Origin of the sequence: Nocardia sp. NPDC050630 (assembly GCF_044457245.1) — a bacterium.
In the GTDB taxonomy this organism is placed as follows: Bacteria; Actinomycetota; Actinomycetes; order Mycobacteriales; family Mycobacteriaceae; genus Nocardia.
Map to the genome: position 1 here is coordinate 1,592,044 of NZ_JBITGN010000001.1, position 15,980 is coordinate 1,608,023.

17 protein-coding genes are annotated in these 15,980 nt (G+C 64.8%); 4 read left to right on the top strand and 13 right to left on the bottom strand.

What is annotated here, in order from left to right; all coding sequences use genetic code 11:
• Positions 1–43 precede the first annotated feature (43 nt).
• From ACIBG0_RS06655 to ACIBG0_RS06705, 11 genes are all read right to left on the bottom strand, one after another.
• Positions 44–1,561, bottom strand: a complete 1,518-nt coding sequence (locus ACIBG0_RS06655) for a class I adenylate-forming enzyme family protein (protein ID WP_397029869.1) — start codon at positions 1,559–1,561, stop codon at positions 44–46.
• On the bottom strand, positions 1,558–2,673 hold the full coding sequence (locus ACIBG0_RS06660) for an NAD(P)-dependent alcohol dehydrogenase (RefSeq protein ID WP_397029870.1): 1,116 nt from the start codon (positions 2,671–2,673) through the stop codon (positions 1,558–1,560). Before ACIBG0_RS06660 ends, ACIBG0_RS06655 begins: the two co-directional genes overlap by 4 nt.
• The gene (locus ACIBG0_RS06665) at positions 2,673–3,449 is read right to left on the bottom strand and encodes an SDR family NAD(P)-dependent oxidoreductase (RefSeq protein ID WP_397029872.1); all 777 of its coding nucleotides are present in this window, start codon (positions 3,447–3,449) and stop codon (positions 2,673–2,675) included. Before ACIBG0_RS06665 ends, ACIBG0_RS06660 begins: the two co-directional genes overlap by 1 nt.
• A gap of 13 nt (positions 3,450–3,462) precedes the next feature.
• Positions 3,463–4,224 carry an SDR family NAD(P)-dependent oxidoreductase gene (locus ACIBG0_RS06670; protein ID WP_397029873.1) on the bottom strand — a complete coding sequence of 254 codons (762 nt, stop codon included), beginning with the start codon at positions 4,222–4,224 and terminating at the stop codon, positions 3,463–3,465.
• Entirely contained in the window at positions 4,221–5,423 is a 1,203-nt protein-coding gene (locus ACIBG0_RS06675; protein WP_397029875.1) for an acyl-CoA dehydrogenase family protein, read from the bottom strand. Before ACIBG0_RS06675 ends, ACIBG0_RS06670 begins: the two co-directional genes overlap by 4 nt.
• 30 nt (positions 5,424–5,453) lie before the next feature.
• Positions 5,454–6,452: a phosphotransferase family protein gene (locus ACIBG0_RS06680; RefSeq protein ID WP_397029877.1), complete on the bottom strand. Its 999-nt coding sequence runs from the start codon at positions 6,450–6,452 to the stop codon at positions 5,454–5,456.
• The gene (locus ACIBG0_RS06685; RefSeq protein WP_397029878.1) at positions 6,449–7,657 is read right to left on the bottom strand and encodes an acyl-CoA dehydrogenase family protein; all 1,209 of its coding nucleotides are present in this window, start codon (positions 7,655–7,657) and stop codon (positions 6,449–6,451) included. Before ACIBG0_RS06685 ends, ACIBG0_RS06680 begins: the two co-directional genes overlap by 4 nt.
• A gap of 27 nt (positions 7,658–7,684) precedes the next feature.
• The gene (locus tag ACIBG0_RS06690; protein ID WP_397029879.1) at positions 7,685–8,836 is read right to left on the bottom strand and encodes a thiolase family protein; all 1,152 of its coding nucleotides are present in this window, start codon (positions 8,834–8,836) and stop codon (positions 7,685–7,687) included.
• Positions 8,833–9,204 carry a Zn-ribbon domain-containing OB-fold protein gene (locus ACIBG0_RS06695; RefSeq protein WP_397029881.1) on the bottom strand — a complete coding sequence of 124 codons (372 nt, stop codon included), beginning with the start codon at positions 9,202–9,204 and terminating at the stop codon, positions 8,833–8,835. Before ACIBG0_RS06695 ends, ACIBG0_RS06690 begins: the two co-directional genes overlap by 4 nt.
• A 38-nt stretch (positions 9,205–9,242) precedes the next feature.
• Positions 9,243–10,031 carry an enoyl-CoA hydratase/isomerase family protein gene (locus tag ACIBG0_RS06700; protein ID WP_397029882.1) on the bottom strand — a complete coding sequence of 263 codons (789 nt, stop codon included), beginning with the start codon at positions 10,029–10,031 and terminating at the stop codon, positions 9,243–9,245.
• Between the two features lie 94 nt (positions 10,032–10,125).
• A complete protein-coding gene (locus ACIBG0_RS06705) occupies positions 10,126–11,262 on the bottom strand; it encodes an acyl-CoA dehydrogenase family protein (protein WP_397029884.1) in 1,137 nt (378 codons plus the stop codon).
• A 91-nt stretch (positions 11,263–11,353) separates the two neighbouring features.
• On the opposite strand from ACIBG0_RS06705, the gene ACIBG0_RS06710 reads away from it, so the two are divergent.
• Together ACIBG0_RS06710 and ACIBG0_RS06715 are read left to right on the top strand one after the other, a co-directional pair.
• The gene (locus ACIBG0_RS06710; protein WP_397029886.1) at positions 11,354–11,734 is read left to right on the top strand and encodes a nuclear transport factor 2 family protein; all 381 of its coding nucleotides are present in this window, start codon (positions 11,354–11,356) and stop codon (positions 11,732–11,734) included.
• Positions 11,735–11,736: 2 nt separating this feature from the next.
• Positions 11,737–12,108, top strand: a complete 372-nt coding sequence (locus tag ACIBG0_RS06715; protein ID WP_397029887.1) for a hypothetical protein — start codon at positions 11,737–11,739, stop codon at positions 12,106–12,108.
• A 169-nt stretch (positions 12,109–12,277) separates the two neighbouring features.
• Here ACIBG0_RS06715 and ACIBG0_RS06720 read toward each other — a convergent pair whose 3' ends face one another.
• Both ACIBG0_RS06720 and ACIBG0_RS06725 read right to left on the bottom strand, forming a co-directional pair.
• On the bottom strand, positions 12,278–12,787 hold the full coding sequence (locus ACIBG0_RS06720) for a hypothetical protein (protein WP_397029889.1): 510 nt from the start codon (positions 12,785–12,787) through the stop codon (positions 12,278–12,280).
• A gap of 174 nt (positions 12,788–12,961) precedes the next feature.
• Positions 12,962–13,111 (bottom strand): hypothetical protein, encoded by a 150-nt coding sequence (locus ACIBG0_RS06725; protein ID WP_397029890.1) that lies wholly within the window; start codon positions 13,109–13,111, stop codon positions 12,962–12,964.
• A 144-nt stretch (positions 13,112–13,255) separates the two neighbouring features.
• On the opposite strand from ACIBG0_RS06725, the gene ACIBG0_RS06730 reads away from it, so the two are divergent.
• Both ACIBG0_RS06730 and katG read left to right on the top strand, forming a co-directional pair.
• Positions 13,256–13,687 (top strand): Fur family transcriptional regulator, encoded by a 432-nt coding sequence (locus tag ACIBG0_RS06730; RefSeq protein ID WP_397029892.1) that lies wholly within the window; start codon positions 13,256–13,258, stop codon positions 13,685–13,687.
• Positions 13,688–13,731: 44 nt separating this feature from the next.
• On the top strand, positions 13,732–15,963 hold the full coding sequence (gene katG / locus ACIBG0_RS06735; protein ID WP_397029894.1) for a catalase/peroxidase HPI: 2,232 nt from the start codon (positions 13,732–13,734) through the stop codon (positions 15,961–15,963).
• Positions 15,964–15,980: the final 17 nt, after the last annotated feature.

Consider the following 15,980-nt stretch of genomic DNA (forward strand, 5'->3'; position numbering starts at 1 on the left):
GCTCTCATACCCCCGCATTCGATGGTGTGGATTCGACATGACTCTACCGGAACTGAGGTGAACTCGGGTCAACTGCGGTGGCCAGCTGTGTCGCTAACCGCACCGCGTCGGGCCGGGACAATTTTCCGACGGTGTTCTGCGGCAGGTCTTGCACCGTGAACAGGTACTCGGGCCACTTCGACTTGGGAAAGTCCGCCGCCGCAAGCTGATCGGTGACAGTGGCCAATGTCAGCGATTCGCCGTCGGTGACCACCAGTGCTGCCGCTCGTTCGCCGAGCATGGCATCGGGTACCGGGACCACGCACACCTGCACGATGCCCGGCACGTTCGCGATGGCGGATTCGAGTTCGTTGATATCGATATTGCGGCCGCCTCGGATAATGATCTGCTTTTGGCGCCCGGTCACCCGGATCGAGCCATCGATGGCGACCTCGACCAGATCGCCGGTCGGGAGGAAACCGTCCGCGGTGAGCGTCGGGGGAATCGCGACACCGCCTCGGGCGTAACCGACGAACAGGGACGGGCCCTGCACCTGCGCATCGCCGACCTCGCCGGCGGCCACGACGTTCCCGGTGGTGTCGACCGCCCGTACGACGGTGCCGCGAAACGGTCGCCCGTCCCGGCCGAGCCTGATGGCCGGCGGGTCGTCGAGTTGTGGCGTGGTGTGTCCGAGACATTCGGACATACCGAAAACCCGCAGGAACGTGGTACCGAGCTTTTCCTCGGCCGCACGCAGTGCGCGTTCGTTCATCGGACCACCGCCGACGGTCATCGCCCGCAGGGCGGACAACATGCCTTCGGAGCCCTCGGCCACCGACAACTGCAGGGCCATGGTCGGAACCAGCATCGTCCATGCGACGCGGTCTTCCGCCATGGCCGCCAGCGCGGCGGCGGGTTCCCATTTGCCGATCGACACCATTGTGCCGCCGAGATAGGCAGGCAGGTACATGCCGAAACAGAAGGCGGCTACCGAAGACAGCGGCACGAAGGCTCCCACAGCCGCATCCGGCTCCAGTCCAACGGTGTCGATGGTGCACTGGCAGGCATAGCGGATGGCTTCTTCGGATTGCACAACACATTTGGGACGCCCGGTCGAGCCGGAAGTCATCGCAATGGCTGTACCCCCGTGCCATCTGTCCACCGAGTCGAACGGGCCCGTTCGCGAGCGCAACACGCGCGCATCGAAGGCGGTATCCCGAATCGGGAAGCGATTGTCCCGCACACCCCAGCGCAGCAGCGAGTCGGGTGCCGCGACCACTAGATCCGGGGCGATATCCTCGACAGCCAGTGCGAACTCGGATTCGGTGGCATGCGCGCCGAATACCGCGACGACACCACCACGCAGACCGACCGCCACGGCCGCCGCCACAGTGTGCCAGGTGTTATCGGCCTGGATGAGGACGGTGGGCGGGGCCGGATCGATGGACTCGATCCGCTCGGCCAGCGCTCGGGCCGCTGCCACGATCTTTCCGAGGGTGTGGCGACCGAATTCGTCCACAACTGCCGTCTGTTCTGGCGTGCGCTGTGCCCGCTCGATCAATTCGTGTGCAAGTGTCTTCATCGCCCTACTTCTCTCGCGACGCTCGATATCTGTCTACTCGCTTCGACTCGCTTCGGTGCTCGGCTCCTCAATAGAGGCGGCACGAGTACCGCGCGTCCGGCGACGGTTCCGGCCCGAAGGCGCCGGTAGATGTCGACCGCATCGGTGAGGGGATACGTCGTGGACTCGACGTGGAGTGTCGCGCCGATAGCCATATCGACCACCGCCTGCAGATCCGATCGGGCACCCCAAAATGGTGCGTCCACCTGCCACCCGGCGGCGAGGCCGATGCGTTTGCCCACGGCCAGGCGACCGCCCGCACTGCCAACGACCGCGAGTCGCCCCCCTGGCGCGAGTGCTCGCGCGGCCGACTCCATCGTGTCGGAGGCGCCGACGAAATCCAGGATCAGGTCGGCGCCGCCGTCGAGTGCCGGAAGCGCCGCGGCGAGATCGGCAAACGCCGCATCGCTGCCCAGCCGCAATGCGGTATGGAGTGTTTCCGGCCGGTTGTCGATGGCGAGGACACGTCCGGCACCGAAGTGGCGAAGGATCTGAATCGCCAGGTGACCGAGCCCGCCGACACCGATCACGACACAGATCGCGGATTCGTCGATGACATCGGCGTGCTGGCGCACGGCGTGGTAAGCGGTTGTCCCAGCATCCGCGAGTGGAGCGGCGATGGCGGGTTCGAGATCACCTGTGCGAACAAGGAATCGGGCCGAGGGCACAACCATGGCCTGTGCCAGACCGCCGTGATAGCCGAGGCCATTGCCGATCGCAGCCAGTCTGCCGTCCGGACGAGGCCGCAGCGTCAGACAGTAGTTCTCGCGTCCATGCGCACAATTGCGGCAGCGGCCACAGCCCCAGATGCCATGGACCACAACGGCTTCACCGAGCCAGGACTGGTCCGCACCGGGACCGGCATCGATCACCGTGCCCGCGACTTCATGGCCGAGGGTGAGCGGCAGCGGATAGTCGAAGCTCGATTCGGCGGCATCCATGACGTGCAGATCGGAGCGACACAGCCCCGCCGCGGTGACCTGTAACAGGAGTTCTTCTCCACGCGGCTCCGGAACCGCGACTTCACGCAACTGTGGTTCGCTACCCCACTCGGTCAGTTGGACGGCCAGCATCAGCGAGCCGTCCAGCCGCCATCGACAATGAGCGTCTGCCCAGTCATATAGGACGACGCGTCGGAGGCGAGAAACAGGACCGCGCCGTCGACTTCACCGGCATTGCCACCACGGCCGAGCATGGTGTTGCGGCGCACCCACCCGGCCGACTTCTCGTTGTCGAACAGGCCATCGGTCATCTCGGTGTCGAACCAGCCCGGCACTACCGCGTTCACCCGGATCCCTTTGCGCCCCCACTGCCCGGCGAGTTCCCTGGTGAGTCCGAGTATCCCGGCCTTGGATGCGGCGTAGCTCGCGCCGCCGATCGGTGCGGTCGAAACCAGCCCGATCACCGAAGAAATATTGATATACGACGCGCGTGCGCCCTCGGGCAGTCGCGTCGCGGCGTAGGTGGCGAGGTGAAATCCCGCGACGAGGTTGACCTCGAGAATCGATGCGAACCCGGCTGCCGTTTCGTCTTCGGCATGCGGGGGGCCGGGCTTGCCCGCGTTGTTGACCAGCACATCGAGCCGTCCGGACTGCTCATAGCAGCGGTCGACCAACATCCGGCGGTCCTCATCGGATGTCACATCACAACGAACCGGAATGAGCCGGGGGTTATCCGCGGCCAGCGCGGCCAACCGGTCGAGCCTGCGGGCCGCCGCGTACACGGTGGCCCCGGCACCGGCGAGAGCGTTCGCGAAGCCCATTCCGAGGCCGGAGGAAGCGCCGGTGACGATGGCGACTCGGCCGGACAACCCGAACAGATCGTCCAGTGTCGTTCCGGTGGCACTCATATCGTTTCTCATGTCAGTACACCGCGGTCCGGCCACCATCGACCGGGATGATCGCACCGGTGGTGTAACCGGCGGCGGCACTCGCCAAATGGGTGACCAGACCGGCGATTTCCTCCGGCCGCCCCAGCCGGCCCGCGGGCAGGCGATCGATGATCTTCCCGACGAACTCCTCATCCCAGTTCTCGGCCATATCTGTCGCGAATCCGCCCGGCATCACGCAATTGACGCGCACAGTGGGCGCGTATTCCTGTGCGAACGCCATGGTCAATGCGTTGAGCCCGTTCTTGGCCGCCGCGTACATCGCCTCCGGCGGACTCGGCCGGACGGCCCCGATACTCGAGATATTGATGATCGACCCGCCACCGGCGGCGGCCATCCGGGCACCGGCAACCGCCATCAGGCGAAACGGGCCCTTCAGGTTGACCTCGATGGTCTTGTCCCACAATCCTTCCGAGACCGACACCAGATTGTCGGCCAGCGGTGCGATACCCGCATTGTTCACGACGATATCCAGACCGCCGAAATCGGCGATGATTCGATCCACGGCCGGCTCGATCGAATCCCATTTGCCCACATGTAATTCGAATGGGTGCGCGCTGCCCGGCCCTTCGCCGTCGCCGAGCGCGGCAACGGCCTGCTCGCAGGCGTCGCGTTTGCGGCTGGACACGATAACCGTGCAGCCCGCGTCCCGCAGTCCGCGCGCGATCGCCAGTCCGAGGCCGCGGCTGGCGCCGGTGACCAGGGCAACCTTTCCGGTCAATTCCGTTGTGCTCATTTGTGCTTCTTCAATTCGAGGCGGGCGATGGTACGCAGGTGTACTTCGTTGGGACCGTCGGCGATCTGCAGCGCCCGGGTGATGGCGTACAGGCGGGCCAGGACGGTGTCGTCACTGACGCCGGCCGCACCGTAGGTCTGCACCGCGCGGTCGACGACGGTGTGCGCCACCTCCATCGCCGAAACCTTGATGGCGGCGACTTCCGATCGAGCGGCGGCGTTGCCGTAGTTGTCGATGAGCCAGGCCGACTTCAGGACGAGCAGGCGGATCTGGTCGATCTCGATGCGGCTGCGGGCAATCCACTCGCGTATGACCCCGCGATCGGCCAGTGGACCGCCGAATGCGATGCGTTCCAGGGAGCGTTGGCACATCATGTCGAGCGCCCGCTCGGCCATGCCGATGGCGCGCATCGCGTAGTGCATTCGGCCCGGTCCCAACCGGCCCTGGGCGATGGCGAATCCGTCACCTTCGGCGCCGAGCATATTCTCGGCGGGGACCCGGACATCGGTGAACTGGACTTCGCCGTGGCCGAGCCGGTCATGGAAGCCGAACATCGGAAGATCGCGCAGCACTTCGATTCCGGGGGTGTCACGGGGGACCAGAATCATGCTCTGCTGGCGATATGTGGGTGCCTGCGGATCCGATTTGCCCATGAAGATGATGAGTTTGCAGTCCGGGTCGAGAATGCCGGAGGTGTACCACTTGCGGCCGTTGAGGACGTACTCGTCGCCGTCGCGGACGATGGTGGAGGTGATGTTGGTGGCGTCGGAGCTGGCCACCGCGGGTTCGGTCATCGCGAATGCGGAGCGAATAGTGCAGTCCAACAAAGGTTTCAGCCAAAGCTGGCGCTGTTTCTCGGTCCCGTACATGGCCAGAATTTCCATATTGCCGGTGTCGGGAGCCGAGCAGTTGATGGCTTCGTTGCCGATGATGGATCGACCGACTACCTCGGCCAATGGCGCGTACTCCAGATTGGTGAGTCCGGCGCCGAGCCCGCCGTGGGTCATGAATAGATTCCACAGACCTGATTCGCGGGCCTTGACCTGCATATCGCGCATGACCTGCGGCTGCTCATGCGGGTTGTCGTTCGCCGCGATCTGGGCGTCGAACACCTGCTCCGCGGGATAGACGTACTCGTCCATGAAGGCTTCGAGTTTGCCGAGCAGATCCTGCGTGCGGGGGGAGTAGGAGAAATCCACGATGCGGCTCCTGAACTGGTGCGGTCGATATCAACCGGCGAGTAGCGCGGTTCCGGTCTCGATCAGGCGGTTGATGGTGGCCGGCAGCTTTTCCTGATCGGGGTCGTAGTGCCGACCTTCGCGATGGCGGCGCAGGTTGTGGCCCATGATCGCCGCCATCTTCAGGCGCCCCAGCGCGTCGAACCACGCCATATCGGTGAGCGCGGGCCCCTCGCCGACGTACAGGTCGATCAACTCTTGCGCCGAAGGCAGCCCGGGCACGTCCCGGCCGACGCCGGGAAAGTTGCTGCCGTCGGCGAAGACTAGGAACCAGCCCAATTCGACCCGGGGGTCACCGGCGCTCCAGATCTCCCAATCGATCAACGCGACCGGTTCGACGCCGTCGGAGATGATGTTTCCGAGGCGGTAATCACCATGTACCAGTGTCGGTGTGGTCGGTTCGGGGGTGGTCCGGCCGAGCAGTTCGACCAGCCGGTCGCCACCGGCGACGAGGTCGGGCGGGACCGCGCCAAGGGTGCGTGCCCAGCGGGCGAGCTCGTCGCCCGGCGTGAGTGGTGCTTGTACACCGGGCACGGTGTTCGGATCTATCGCGTGCAGGCGCGGCAGAATTTCCGCGGCACGCCGCATCCGGGCAGCGGCCAAGCCGGGTTCGACGGCCGGATCGTCCAGTACCGGTTCCAATGCTTGCCCGGCTACGAATTCCATGGCGAACCAGGCGGGTTCGACGTCGTCGATCGCAACGATTACTGGTACGGGAACAGGCGTGTGCGCCAAGGCCTGCATGATCCGGGCCTGCCGCAGCATGTCGTGTCGGCCGATGGCCTGCTGTCCTTCGGGAACTGCCTTGATCACAAAGTCGCCGCCGGTCGTTCGCACCCGGTACGTCAAGCCGGAATGTCCACCGAGCAGCGGCTCGAACGCGGTGACCAGGACGTCGAGGTCCGCCTGCAACCGGGTATGGACGCGTTGTTCGATGTTGCCGTGCCCACCCGTCGCCCGCCCCCCGGCCGAATCGCTACCTGAATTCATGGGCGTGGCTCCCTCGGTAGTCCGAGAACTCGCTCGGCGATGATGTTGTGCTGAATCTCGTCGGTTCCCCCGGCGATCCGATAGCCGGGCGCGCCGAGAATGTGCTCGGCCCACGCGAAGGTTCCCCAGCGACCGGAGTCCACCGTGAGGTCTTGCCCGAGTAGCAGGCGCACCACCTCGGACGTGCGAGCCATCGTGTCGGTGGCCAGTAGTTTCCCGATCGAGGCCTCAGGTCCCGGGTCCCTGCCCGCGACGACCGCGCCCGCCACCCGCATATTGCCGATTCGCTGTAGATAGCTGCGTATTACGAGGTCGGCGACCTTATCGCGTTCGATCTCGGTCAACTCCCGTCCGAGATGCTGGGCCAGCGCCACCGCCTGATCCGCGTTCGCCAGACCGAGGTTGCCGCCGTCGAGGCGTTCGGCGGCCAGTACGGTGAGCGCTACCGGCCAGCCCTGGCCCACCGGTCCGAGCCGGTAGCTGTCGTCGAGTCGGACGCCATCGAGGAAGACCTCGTTGAACGAGCTGCCACCGGTCATCTGCCGGATCGGGCGAACGGTCACCCCGGGTGTGGTCATCGGCACCAGGAAGACGGTGAGCCCGGCGTGTTTCGCTGCCGCGGTATCGGTTCGGCACACGGCGACACCGATATCGGACACCCGCGCGCCCGAGGTCCACACCTTGTGGCCGTCGAGCGTCCATGTGCCATCGGTGGATCGGACGGCGCGCGTCCGTACCGCGGCCAGATCGGAACCGGCCTCGGTCTCCGAGAACAACTGGCAGGCAATGATATCCGTGCGCAGCATGGCCCGGACATAGCGTGACCGCTGCTCGTCGGTGCCCCACTGCTCGATAGTGGGAGCGACGAGTTGCTGTGTCACCGAGAACATTTCGGTGCGCCGCGGCACATCGAAAGCCGCTTCGGCGCGCCGGAAGGCGAGGACGTACGACAGCGGCAGACCGCGGCCGCCGTAGGTCTCGGGCCAGTTCAGTGCGCCCCAGCCCGCGTCGAATTTGGCGCGCTCGTACTCGCGGATCCGGTCGGTATGCGCGCGTTCCTCCTCGGCGTTCCAACTCTCGAAAACGGCTACCGAATCCGAACCCGAACCCCAGACCGATTCCGCTCGGGGAACTGCCACACTGCTCAACCAGGCGAGGGCCTCATCGGTGAAGTGGACGAGGTCGGGAAGTGTCTGTGTGGTCACTGATTTACCTCGAAACGTGTTGTTATCTCACACCGAAAGCACGGTGCAGGCGCTGATTCCGGGCGCCCCGTACACGTGCGTGAAGCCGACCCGCGGTGCTCCGGGTACCTGCCGATCCCCGGCTTCGCCACGCAACTGGGTGACTATCTCGTGCACCTGGCGCAGACCGGATGCGCCGATGGGTTCACCGTTGGCGATGCAGCCACCATCGGTATTGACCGGCAGCCGTCCGCCGATCTCGGTGTCGCCTGCCGCGATCATCGACTCCTGTTCGCCGTGCTCGCAGAAGCCGCATTCGGCCATATGCATGATCTCGGCACCGCTCTCGGTGTCCTGTAATTGCGCGACGTCGACATCGGCGGGGGAGATGCCGGCCTGTTCGAAGGCGGCCGCGGCCGCGTCGGCGCTCACACTGGTCGGTTCACCCCCGCCTTGGACGGCCGGGCTGAATACTTCGAAAGAGCCGAATCGGCGGGTGCGGTGGCTGATCGCGCGCAACCGAACCGGGCGTCCGCCGAGTCGCCGCACGGCGGCCTCGGTGGCGACGATGACGGCGGCCCCGCCCTCGCCCGGAGAGCAGAACATATATCGCGTCAACGGGTCGTTCACCATATCGGCGGCGGCGATCTCGTCGGCCGAGATCGCTTCACGTCGCCAGGCATTCGGGTTCAGGCCGCCGTTTCGATACGCCTTTTCGGCAACCTTCGCCAAGGTCGTGCCGGAAATCCCGTATTGGCGCATATATCGGCCGATCTTGGCGCCGAAGAACTGCGTGGTGACCATGAGCCCGGCCGAACCGTATCCCTCGGACAGTCCCCATTCGGCGGGTGTCGGATCGAAGGCTCCGCGCGGGTGTTTATCGAATCCGACCGCCAGCGCGATTTCGGCGGTTCCGGAACGGACCGCATTGACCGCCGAGAACAGTGCGCTGCCACCGGTGGCGCAGCCATTCTTCACATTGCTGAAAGGTATTCCGGTGAAACCGAGTTCGGCGACGAGGGTGTCGGCGAGTCCCGAACCGTCGCTGCCGCCGAAGGCCACTTCGATATCGGGCCAGGTCACCCCGGCATCGTCGAGCGCGGCGGCGATCGCGCTGACCGCCATCTGACGTCCGGTGATGCCGGGCTGCCTGCCGAACTTCGACAGCCCGGCTCCGATGATCGAAACTGTTTGTGTCACTGCGCTTCTCTTTGCTGTGGAACGACCGCGAACCGGGGCACCGGTTCGGTACCGACGAGGTGCACCGGTGCCCGGTCCAACTCGGTGAAGTCCTCGCATTCCAGGATTGCTTGAATGCGAATACCTTCCGGAAGTTCGACATAGCCCACCGCGAATGGGGAAAAGCCGTCGGCAGGAGGGATATACGGTGGTGACTTCGGCGGGAACCGTTGCACGGTGTAGGCCCACACCACGCCCCGCGTGCTCAACTCCGTTGCGATGGCCGTCGGCTGGACGCATCGTGCGCACATGGTGGTTGCCGGATATGCGACCGTGTCACAGACCGTGCACCGGCTACCTTCTAGCACCGACGTTGCGTGCTCGCCCATGTCGATCTCCTCTTCGAGTCGTACGCCGGCGGCGTCGTTCAGCGACCGACCCATTTCGGTTCGCGCTTCTCGAGGAATGCGTTCACGCCCTCGCGTGCGTCCTCGGACTGCAGGGCATTGCCCACCGCGAGATGCTCCATCACCATGAGCGATTGGATGTCCGCATCCAGACCGCGGTCGATGGTCATCTTCGTGAGCTTCATGGTGAACGGGCTCTTGTCGACGATCGGTGCGATGAACTCGGCGACCAGTTCGTCGAGTTCGGCCGCTGGCGCCGAAGCGTTGATCAGATCGAAGTCCACGGCTTGCTTGCCGGACAGCAGCTTTCCGGTCAGCATCAGTTCCTTGGTCTTGCGGATACCGATCATGCGGGGCAACCGGTAGATCGGACCCGCGCCACCGAAAAGCGCACGGCGAATGTGGAAGTCGCCGATCAGCGCGTCCTCGGATGCCACAGCGAAGTCGCAGGAGATCATCAGCTCGAATCCACCGGCCGTCACATGACCCTCGAGGACCGCCAGGGACGGCGTGTTCATCGAGTACAGGCGGTCGCACACCTTGGCCGAGAGCACCGCGACATCCATCGCGTTGGTACTGCCGACGTAGTTGGCGAGCAGTTCATCCAGGTCGAAGCCCGAGCAGAACGTATTGCCGCGGCCGCGTAGCACGAGGATCTTGAGCTCCGGGTCTTTATCGACCTCGACGATGATTTCGTCGAGTCGGTGCAGAAGTTCGACTGTGACGGCGTTCTTCTTGTGCGGGCGGTTGAGCCACACGCGTGCGACGTCACCGTCCTTTTCCAACACGATGTGGTCGGTGTCCACCATCTCGAACCTCTTTCTTGAACTTGAACTGGATTCAATTCAGTTTTACTCAGTCGACCGCTCCACGTCAACAGCAGCGCTGGCGTCGTCGGTTGGTTCAGATACCGATCAGGGTGGCGATTCGCGCTCTGTGCGCACGTGAATCGCCCTGTAGCGCTTCGTTTCCCATTGCCCTGCGGAAGTAGGAGTGGGCGGGGTGTTCCCAGGTGAAACCGACACCACCGTGCAACTGGATCGCTTCTGCCGCCGTGTGCACCGCCGCATCGGTGCACACGGCGCCGGCGACCGCCACGGCCAAGGAGGCCGATCGCGGGTCCTGCGCATAAATAGCCGCCGCATACCGGGAGGCCGATCGAGCGCGTTCGAGATTGACCAGCAGATCGGCGAGCCGATGTTTGACGGCCTGGAACGAGCCGATGGGACGACCGAACTGGTGCCGGGTCCGCACGTACTCCACGGTCATTTCGAGCAGGCGGTCGACAATGCCGGTGTTCTCACATGCCAGCGCCAGCGTTGCCAGTTCGCCCAGCTGTGCGGCGGTCGCCTCGGCGGCATCGACGTCGGTGAGCGCGATCGCTGGACATCGATCGAAGGTGAGATCGGCTCGACGGCGCGTGGGGTCGAGTACGCGACGCTCGGTTCGGACGAGCGATGCGCCCGGTTGGGTAGCGAACAGCCGGCGTCCGTCCGGGCATTGCGCCGAAACAACGGCCACATCGGTATTTCCGCCGCTCATCAGGTGGGTAGCAGTGCCGTGTAATAGCCATCCGGTCGGCGTCGACTCCGCATGTACGTGATCAGTGGCGGCGGACAAGGCGCTGACCGTCGCCAGCAGGCTTCCGTCGAGAACTCCGGCGAGCAGGTCCGCGTCCTGGATGGGATCCGCCGAGAGCAATGCGTGGACGCCGAGCACTGCCGAGGTGTACACCGGCTCGCATGCGAGCGCGCGCCCGCATTCCTCGAGCACGATCCCCATCTCGACCATCCCGTAGCCGAGGCCGCCGCGGCCTTCGGGGACTGTCAGCGTGGTCACCGACATTTCGTCGACCAGTGTTTTCCACAGCTGCGGTGAATAGCCGAGTTCGGTGGAAGCGACTGTTCGCACCTGCTCGAGTCCGCTGTGTTTGGCGAGTAGGCCGCGGATGGCCGCGCGCAGCTCCGACTGCTCCGGTCCGGGTGTCAGCGCAGGTGGATCCGTGCGGGGCCATGGCAGTTCTATCGCGGATGCGAACATCTCACCTACCTAAATTGAGTTCAGTTTGATAGGTCGAGCGTATCGTGCCGAAGCCTGGACAAGAAGGGAGATACTGAACTAAGTTCATTTCATGAATTTGGCCATCGAGGGCTACTACGCAACCTTGGACACCGGGCGACTGGCCGACGCGGTGGCGCTACTCGCCGAAGACGTCCAGTTCGCGATGCTGCTGCCCACTGGAGTGAACCTCGGACACGGTCGCGCGGCCATGCTCGAGTACCTGGAGGGCCGGCCGAAGGTGAACCGCAAGCACCGGCTGTTGCGGGTGGCCGCGGACAACGGTGTGGAGTTCGCGCACGGCGCCGTCACCGAGAACGGCGTGACGACGACCGGTTACTTCGTCGGCGCGATGCATATCGATGCCGACGGGCTGATCGATCGCTACCAGGTAGCGTTCAGCACCGAATTCGCGCTGATACCAACAGATTTCGCCGTCGAGAAAGGGCTCTGACGATGATTGCGGCGCCACCGGTGCTGGCCAGGTGGTTCGAATACATGGATTCGGACGATCCCGATCGCGTGCTCGGCATGATCTCGGGCGACTTCGCGATGTCGGTGCAATTCTCCAAAGGTGCCGGGCAGTCCGCCGAATTCGTGGGAGACCGCGAGGGGTTGATCGGCTACTTGGCGCAGCGCGAGAAGAGCACGCTGGTCCATCACATCGACACCGGTGCGGTCGTGGGTGATTACGAGTTGGTACTCGGCCGGACAACCCGCGACGGGGCGTTCGAAGCTTCCTTCAACGCCACCGCACAGCTCGATGCCGACGGCAAGGTGCGGCGCCTTCTCATCGCTCGAACCCCCGAACTGTCCTTTGCGCACTGAGTTCGTCCCGGAACAGTGAACCGCCGAGTCGCTTCGTGGCGATGCGAAGGAATGCGTTGTGGGGACGTCAGCTGACGTCTGTCTACGGGAGGAAGTTCCCTACAGGAGACGCCGGCTGCCGGGCAGCTCAGTTGGCGGCGGCGAGGCCCCAGCCGACGGAGGGGCAGCCCTAGCCGATGAACTGGCCGATGATCGCACCGACCGCACAGCCGATGATGGCACCCACCAGGAAGAACCAGATCCCGATGAGAATGCCGATGACACAACCGATCATCTCGCCGACCTCGACGACGGCGAAGGATCCCTGCGCCTGGTGCAGCCCGGGCACGGGGGCCGACGCCGGGGTCAGCGTCAATTCCGTGCCGGTGTTGTCCAGCGCCGGCGTGAGGTTGAACGTCTGCCCGGTCTGGGCCTGCAACGTCGTCGGAATGGTGCCGAGGACGGTGCCGTCATCCGCAGTCACGGTGACCGCGTCGGGGCCGAGCTCGAATCTGCCGGAGGCCACCCGGACCAGCGCGCTGGTGTGATCGGCGGCGAGGGTGGTGGTGTAGGCGACGGGCACATTCACGCCGACGGTGACGTCCGAGACCACCTCGGCCTGGCCGTTGGCCATAACGGTGGTTGTTCCGGTGGCCGCAATGGCCAAGATCGCAGACGCCAGGAGCTTCTTGGTCTTCACCACACTTCCATTCGTTCCATTTTCGGATGCTCCCAGGCGAACGACACTGACCAGGATCGATCCCGGCTACCTTCTTGCTTTCGGACAATATCGCATTTCAGGGCAAATACTTGGCTCATACACCGCTCGATAGCTATTTCACCGCAATATCGGAGAGTTATCTCGAGCGAGGTTTCAGCAGGTCCTCGACCAGGCTGCTGGCGAGAGCGCGAGGGATGCCCTGGTCAGAGCACAATAGACGAGCGGGCCGAGTAGGGCATCGAGCGTGGCGTCGACCCCGAGTTCGGGCGAGACCTCGGCGGCGTCGATTGCGCGCTCGAGCATGTCGCGTTCTGGCGTAACCTCATGAGCATCGAGACCCTGCCAACTTCTTGACGCAGGACAGCTCTGCGGCGCGACAAGGTTGCTGGCACTCCCGACGACGCGGCGATGCTTGACTCGTTCCAGAAAGCGGACGAGACTCTGGGCGTGTCCACGGCCACGGAATTCCAGCAGCTGCTGCGGGGAGTTTCGCTTCGCGTGACCGCTCCGCGTATCGCGGTGTTGAGTGCGGTGCACGACCATCCACATGCCGACACGGATTCGATCATCCGCGCCGTGCGATCTCGCCTGTCAGCGGTGTCGCACCAGGCGGTGTACGACTCGTTGCGCGTGCTCACCGCCGCGGGCCTGCTTCGATGCATCCAACCGTCCGGCTCGGTCGCACGGTACGAAACACGGGTCGGTGACAATCACCATCACCTCGTATGCCGGGGCTGCGGATCGATCGCCGATGTCGACTGCGCGGTCGGCGAGGCCCCGTGCTTGACCGCGTCCGACGACCGCGGCTTCGCCATCGACGAGGCCGAGGTCATCTACTGGGGCATGTGTCCTGATTGCGCCGCATCCCACGCCGATTGATATGTCCCGACCGCAGCCCGCTTACCTGATCAGGAAGGAATGTCATGACATCCGACAGCCGCCCGCCCGCTCCTGAGACCGGAACTCGAAGCGCAAGCGAGAGCGAGAACCCGGCCATCCCGTCCCCGACGCCGAAGACCGACCATCGCCCCCGCACCAACAAGGACTGGTGGCCCGAGCAGATCGATGTCTCGATGCTGCACGCACATTCGTCCAAGTCCAACCCGCTCGGCGAGGACTTCAACTATGCCGAAGAGTTCAAAAAACTCGATGTCGACGCTCTGAAGGCCGATGTCGCCGCGGTCCTGACCGACTCGCAGGACTGGTGGCCCGCGGACTACGGCAACTACGGTGGTCTGTTCATCCGGATGAGCTGGCATGCGGCGGGCACGTACCGAATCGCCGACGGGCGCGGCGGCGGCGGTCAGGGCGCACAGCGCTTCGCACCGCTCAACAGCTGGCCGGACAACGCCAGCCTGGACAAGGCTCGTCGGCTGCTGTGGCCGGTCAAGCAGAAGTACGGAAATAAGATCTCCTGGGCCGACCTGTTGGTGTTCGCCGGCAATGTCGCTCTCGAATCGATGGGTTTCCAGACCTTCGGCTTCGGTTTCGGCCGCCCCGATATCTGGGAGCCGGAAGAGGTGTACTGGGGCCCGGAGGACACTTGGCTCGGCGATGAGCGCTACAACGGTGACCGGGAGCTGGCGAAGCCTTTCGGCGCTGTCCAGATGGGCCTGATCTATGTGAATCCGGAAGGGCCCAACGGCCGCCCGGATCCAGTGGCCGCCGCGCGGGACATCCGAGAGACATTCGGGCGGATGGCGATGAACGACGAGGAGACCGCCGCACTGATCGTCGGCGGCCACAGTTTCGGCAAGACCCACGGGGCCGGCGATGCCGACCTGGTCGGTCCCGAACCCGAAGCGGCCCCACTCGAGCAGCAGGGCCTGGGCTGGAAGAGTTCCTACGGCACCGGCAAGGGTAGGGACGCCATCACCAGCGGTCTCGAGGTCGTCTGGACCGCCACTCCGACCAAGTGGGACAACGGCTTCCTGCAGAACCTGTACGGCTACGAGTGGGAGCTGACCAAGAGCCCGGCCGGGGCGTGGCAGTGGAAGCCGAAGGACGGTGCGGGGGAGGGCGCCATTCCGGATCCGTTCGGCGGCCCAGCCCGAACCCCGACCATGCTGACCACGGACCTGTCTCTGCGGGAAGATCCGATCTATCGGGAGATCACCCGCCGCTGGCTGGATCATCCCGAGGAACTGTCCGAGGCGTTCGCCAAGGCGTGGTACAAGCTGCTGCACCGTGATATGGGACCGCTCAGCCGCTACCTCGGGCCATGGGTTCCCGAGCCGCAGCTGTGGCAGGATCCGGTTCCGGCCGTCGATCACGAACTGATCGATGAACAGGACATCGCGGCGCTCGAGCGCAAGGTCCTCGACTCCGGCCTTTCGGTCACGCAGCTGGTCAAAACCGCGTGGGCGGCGGCGGCGAGCTACCGCAGCACCGATAAGCGCGGCGGTGCCAACGGCGCCCGGATTCGGCTCGCGCCCCAAAAGGATTGGGAGGTCAACGAACCCGCTGAGTTGGCGAAGGTACTTCCCGTGCTCGAGCAGATCCAGCAGGAGTTCAACGATTCGGCCGCCGGCGGCAAGAAGGTGTCGCTGGCCGACCTGATCATCCTCGCCGGGTCAGCGGCAGTGCAGAAGGCGGCCAAGGACGCCGGCCACGACATCACGGTGCCGTTCACACCTGGGCGGACCGACGCCACGCAGGACAACACCGATGTGGAATCGTTCGCGGTGCTCGAACCGCGGGCGGACGGATTCCGCAACTATGTGCGCTCCGGCGAGAAGGCTCCGCTGGAGCGTCTGCTGCTCGATCGCGCCTACATGCTCGACGTGACGGCTCCGGAGATGACAGTCCTGGTCGGCGGCCTGCGCGCCCTCGGCGCCAATTACAACGGCAGCAAGCACGGTGTGCTCACCGAGCGTCCGGGCCTGCTGACGAATGACTTCTTCGTCAACCTGCTCGACATGCGCACGGAATGGAAGCCGTCCGAGTCCGCGGAGAACGTCTACGACGGTTTCGACCGGTCCTCCGGCCAGCCCAAGTGGACGGCCACCGCAAACGACCTCATTTTCGGTTCGCATTCGGTGCTGCGCGCGATCTCCGAGGTTTATGCGCAGCGCGACGCCGCAGAGAGGTTCGTGAACGACTTCGTCGCCGCGTGGGTCAAGGTGGTCGACAACGACCGGTTCGATCTCGCCTGATCTCGGCTCGGTCGACG

Excerpts from the sequence above, each read along its gene's own strand:
- ACIBG0_RS06655 (WP_397029869.1), bottom strand. The coding sequence starts at position 1,561 with ATGAAGACACTTGCACACGAATTGATCGAGCGGGCACAGCGCACGCCA.
- ACIBG0_RS06660 (WP_397029870.1), bottom strand. The coding sequence starts at position 2,673 with ATGCTGGCCGTCCAACTGACCGAGTGGGGTAGCGAACCACAGTTGCGT.
- ACIBG0_RS06665 (WP_397029872.1), bottom strand. The coding sequence starts at position 3,449 with ATGAGTGCCACCGGAACGACACTGGACGATCTGTTCGGGTTGTCCGGC.
- ACIBG0_RS06670 (WP_397029873.1), bottom strand. The coding sequence starts at position 4,224 with ATGAGCACAACGGAATTGACCGGAAAGGTTGCCCTGGTCACCGGCGCC.
- ACIBG0_RS06680 (WP_397029877.1), bottom strand. The coding sequence starts at position 6,452 with ATGAATTCAGGTAGCGATTCGGCCGGGGGGCGGGCGACGGGTGGGCAC.
- ACIBG0_RS06695 (WP_397029881.1), bottom strand. The coding sequence starts at position 9,204 with ATGGGCGAGCACGCAACGTCGGTGCTAGAAGGTAGCCGGTGCACGGTC.
- ACIBG0_RS06700 (WP_397029882.1), bottom strand. The coding sequence starts at position 10,031 with ATGGTGGACACCGACCACATCGTGTTGGAAAAGGACGGTGACGTCGCA.
- ACIBG0_RS06705 (WP_397029884.1), bottom strand. The coding sequence starts at position 11,262 with ATGTTCGCATCCGCGATAGAACTGCCATGGCCCCGCACGGATCCACCT.
- ACIBG0_RS06710 (WP_397029886.1), top strand. The coding sequence starts at position 11,354 with ATGAATTTGGCCATCGAGGGCTACTACGCAACCTTGGACACCGGGCGA.
- ACIBG0_RS06715 (WP_397029887.1), top strand. The coding sequence starts at position 11,737 with ATGATTGCGGCGCCACCGGTGCTGGCCAGGTGGTTCGAATACATGGAT.
- ACIBG0_RS06725 (WP_397029890.1), bottom strand. The coding sequence starts at position 13,111 with ATGCTCGAGCGCGCAATCGACGCCGCCGAGGTCTCGCCCGAACTCGGG.
- katG (WP_397029894.1), top strand. The coding sequence starts at position 13,732 with ATGACATCCGACAGCCGCCCGCCCGCTCCTGAGACCGGAACTCGAAGC.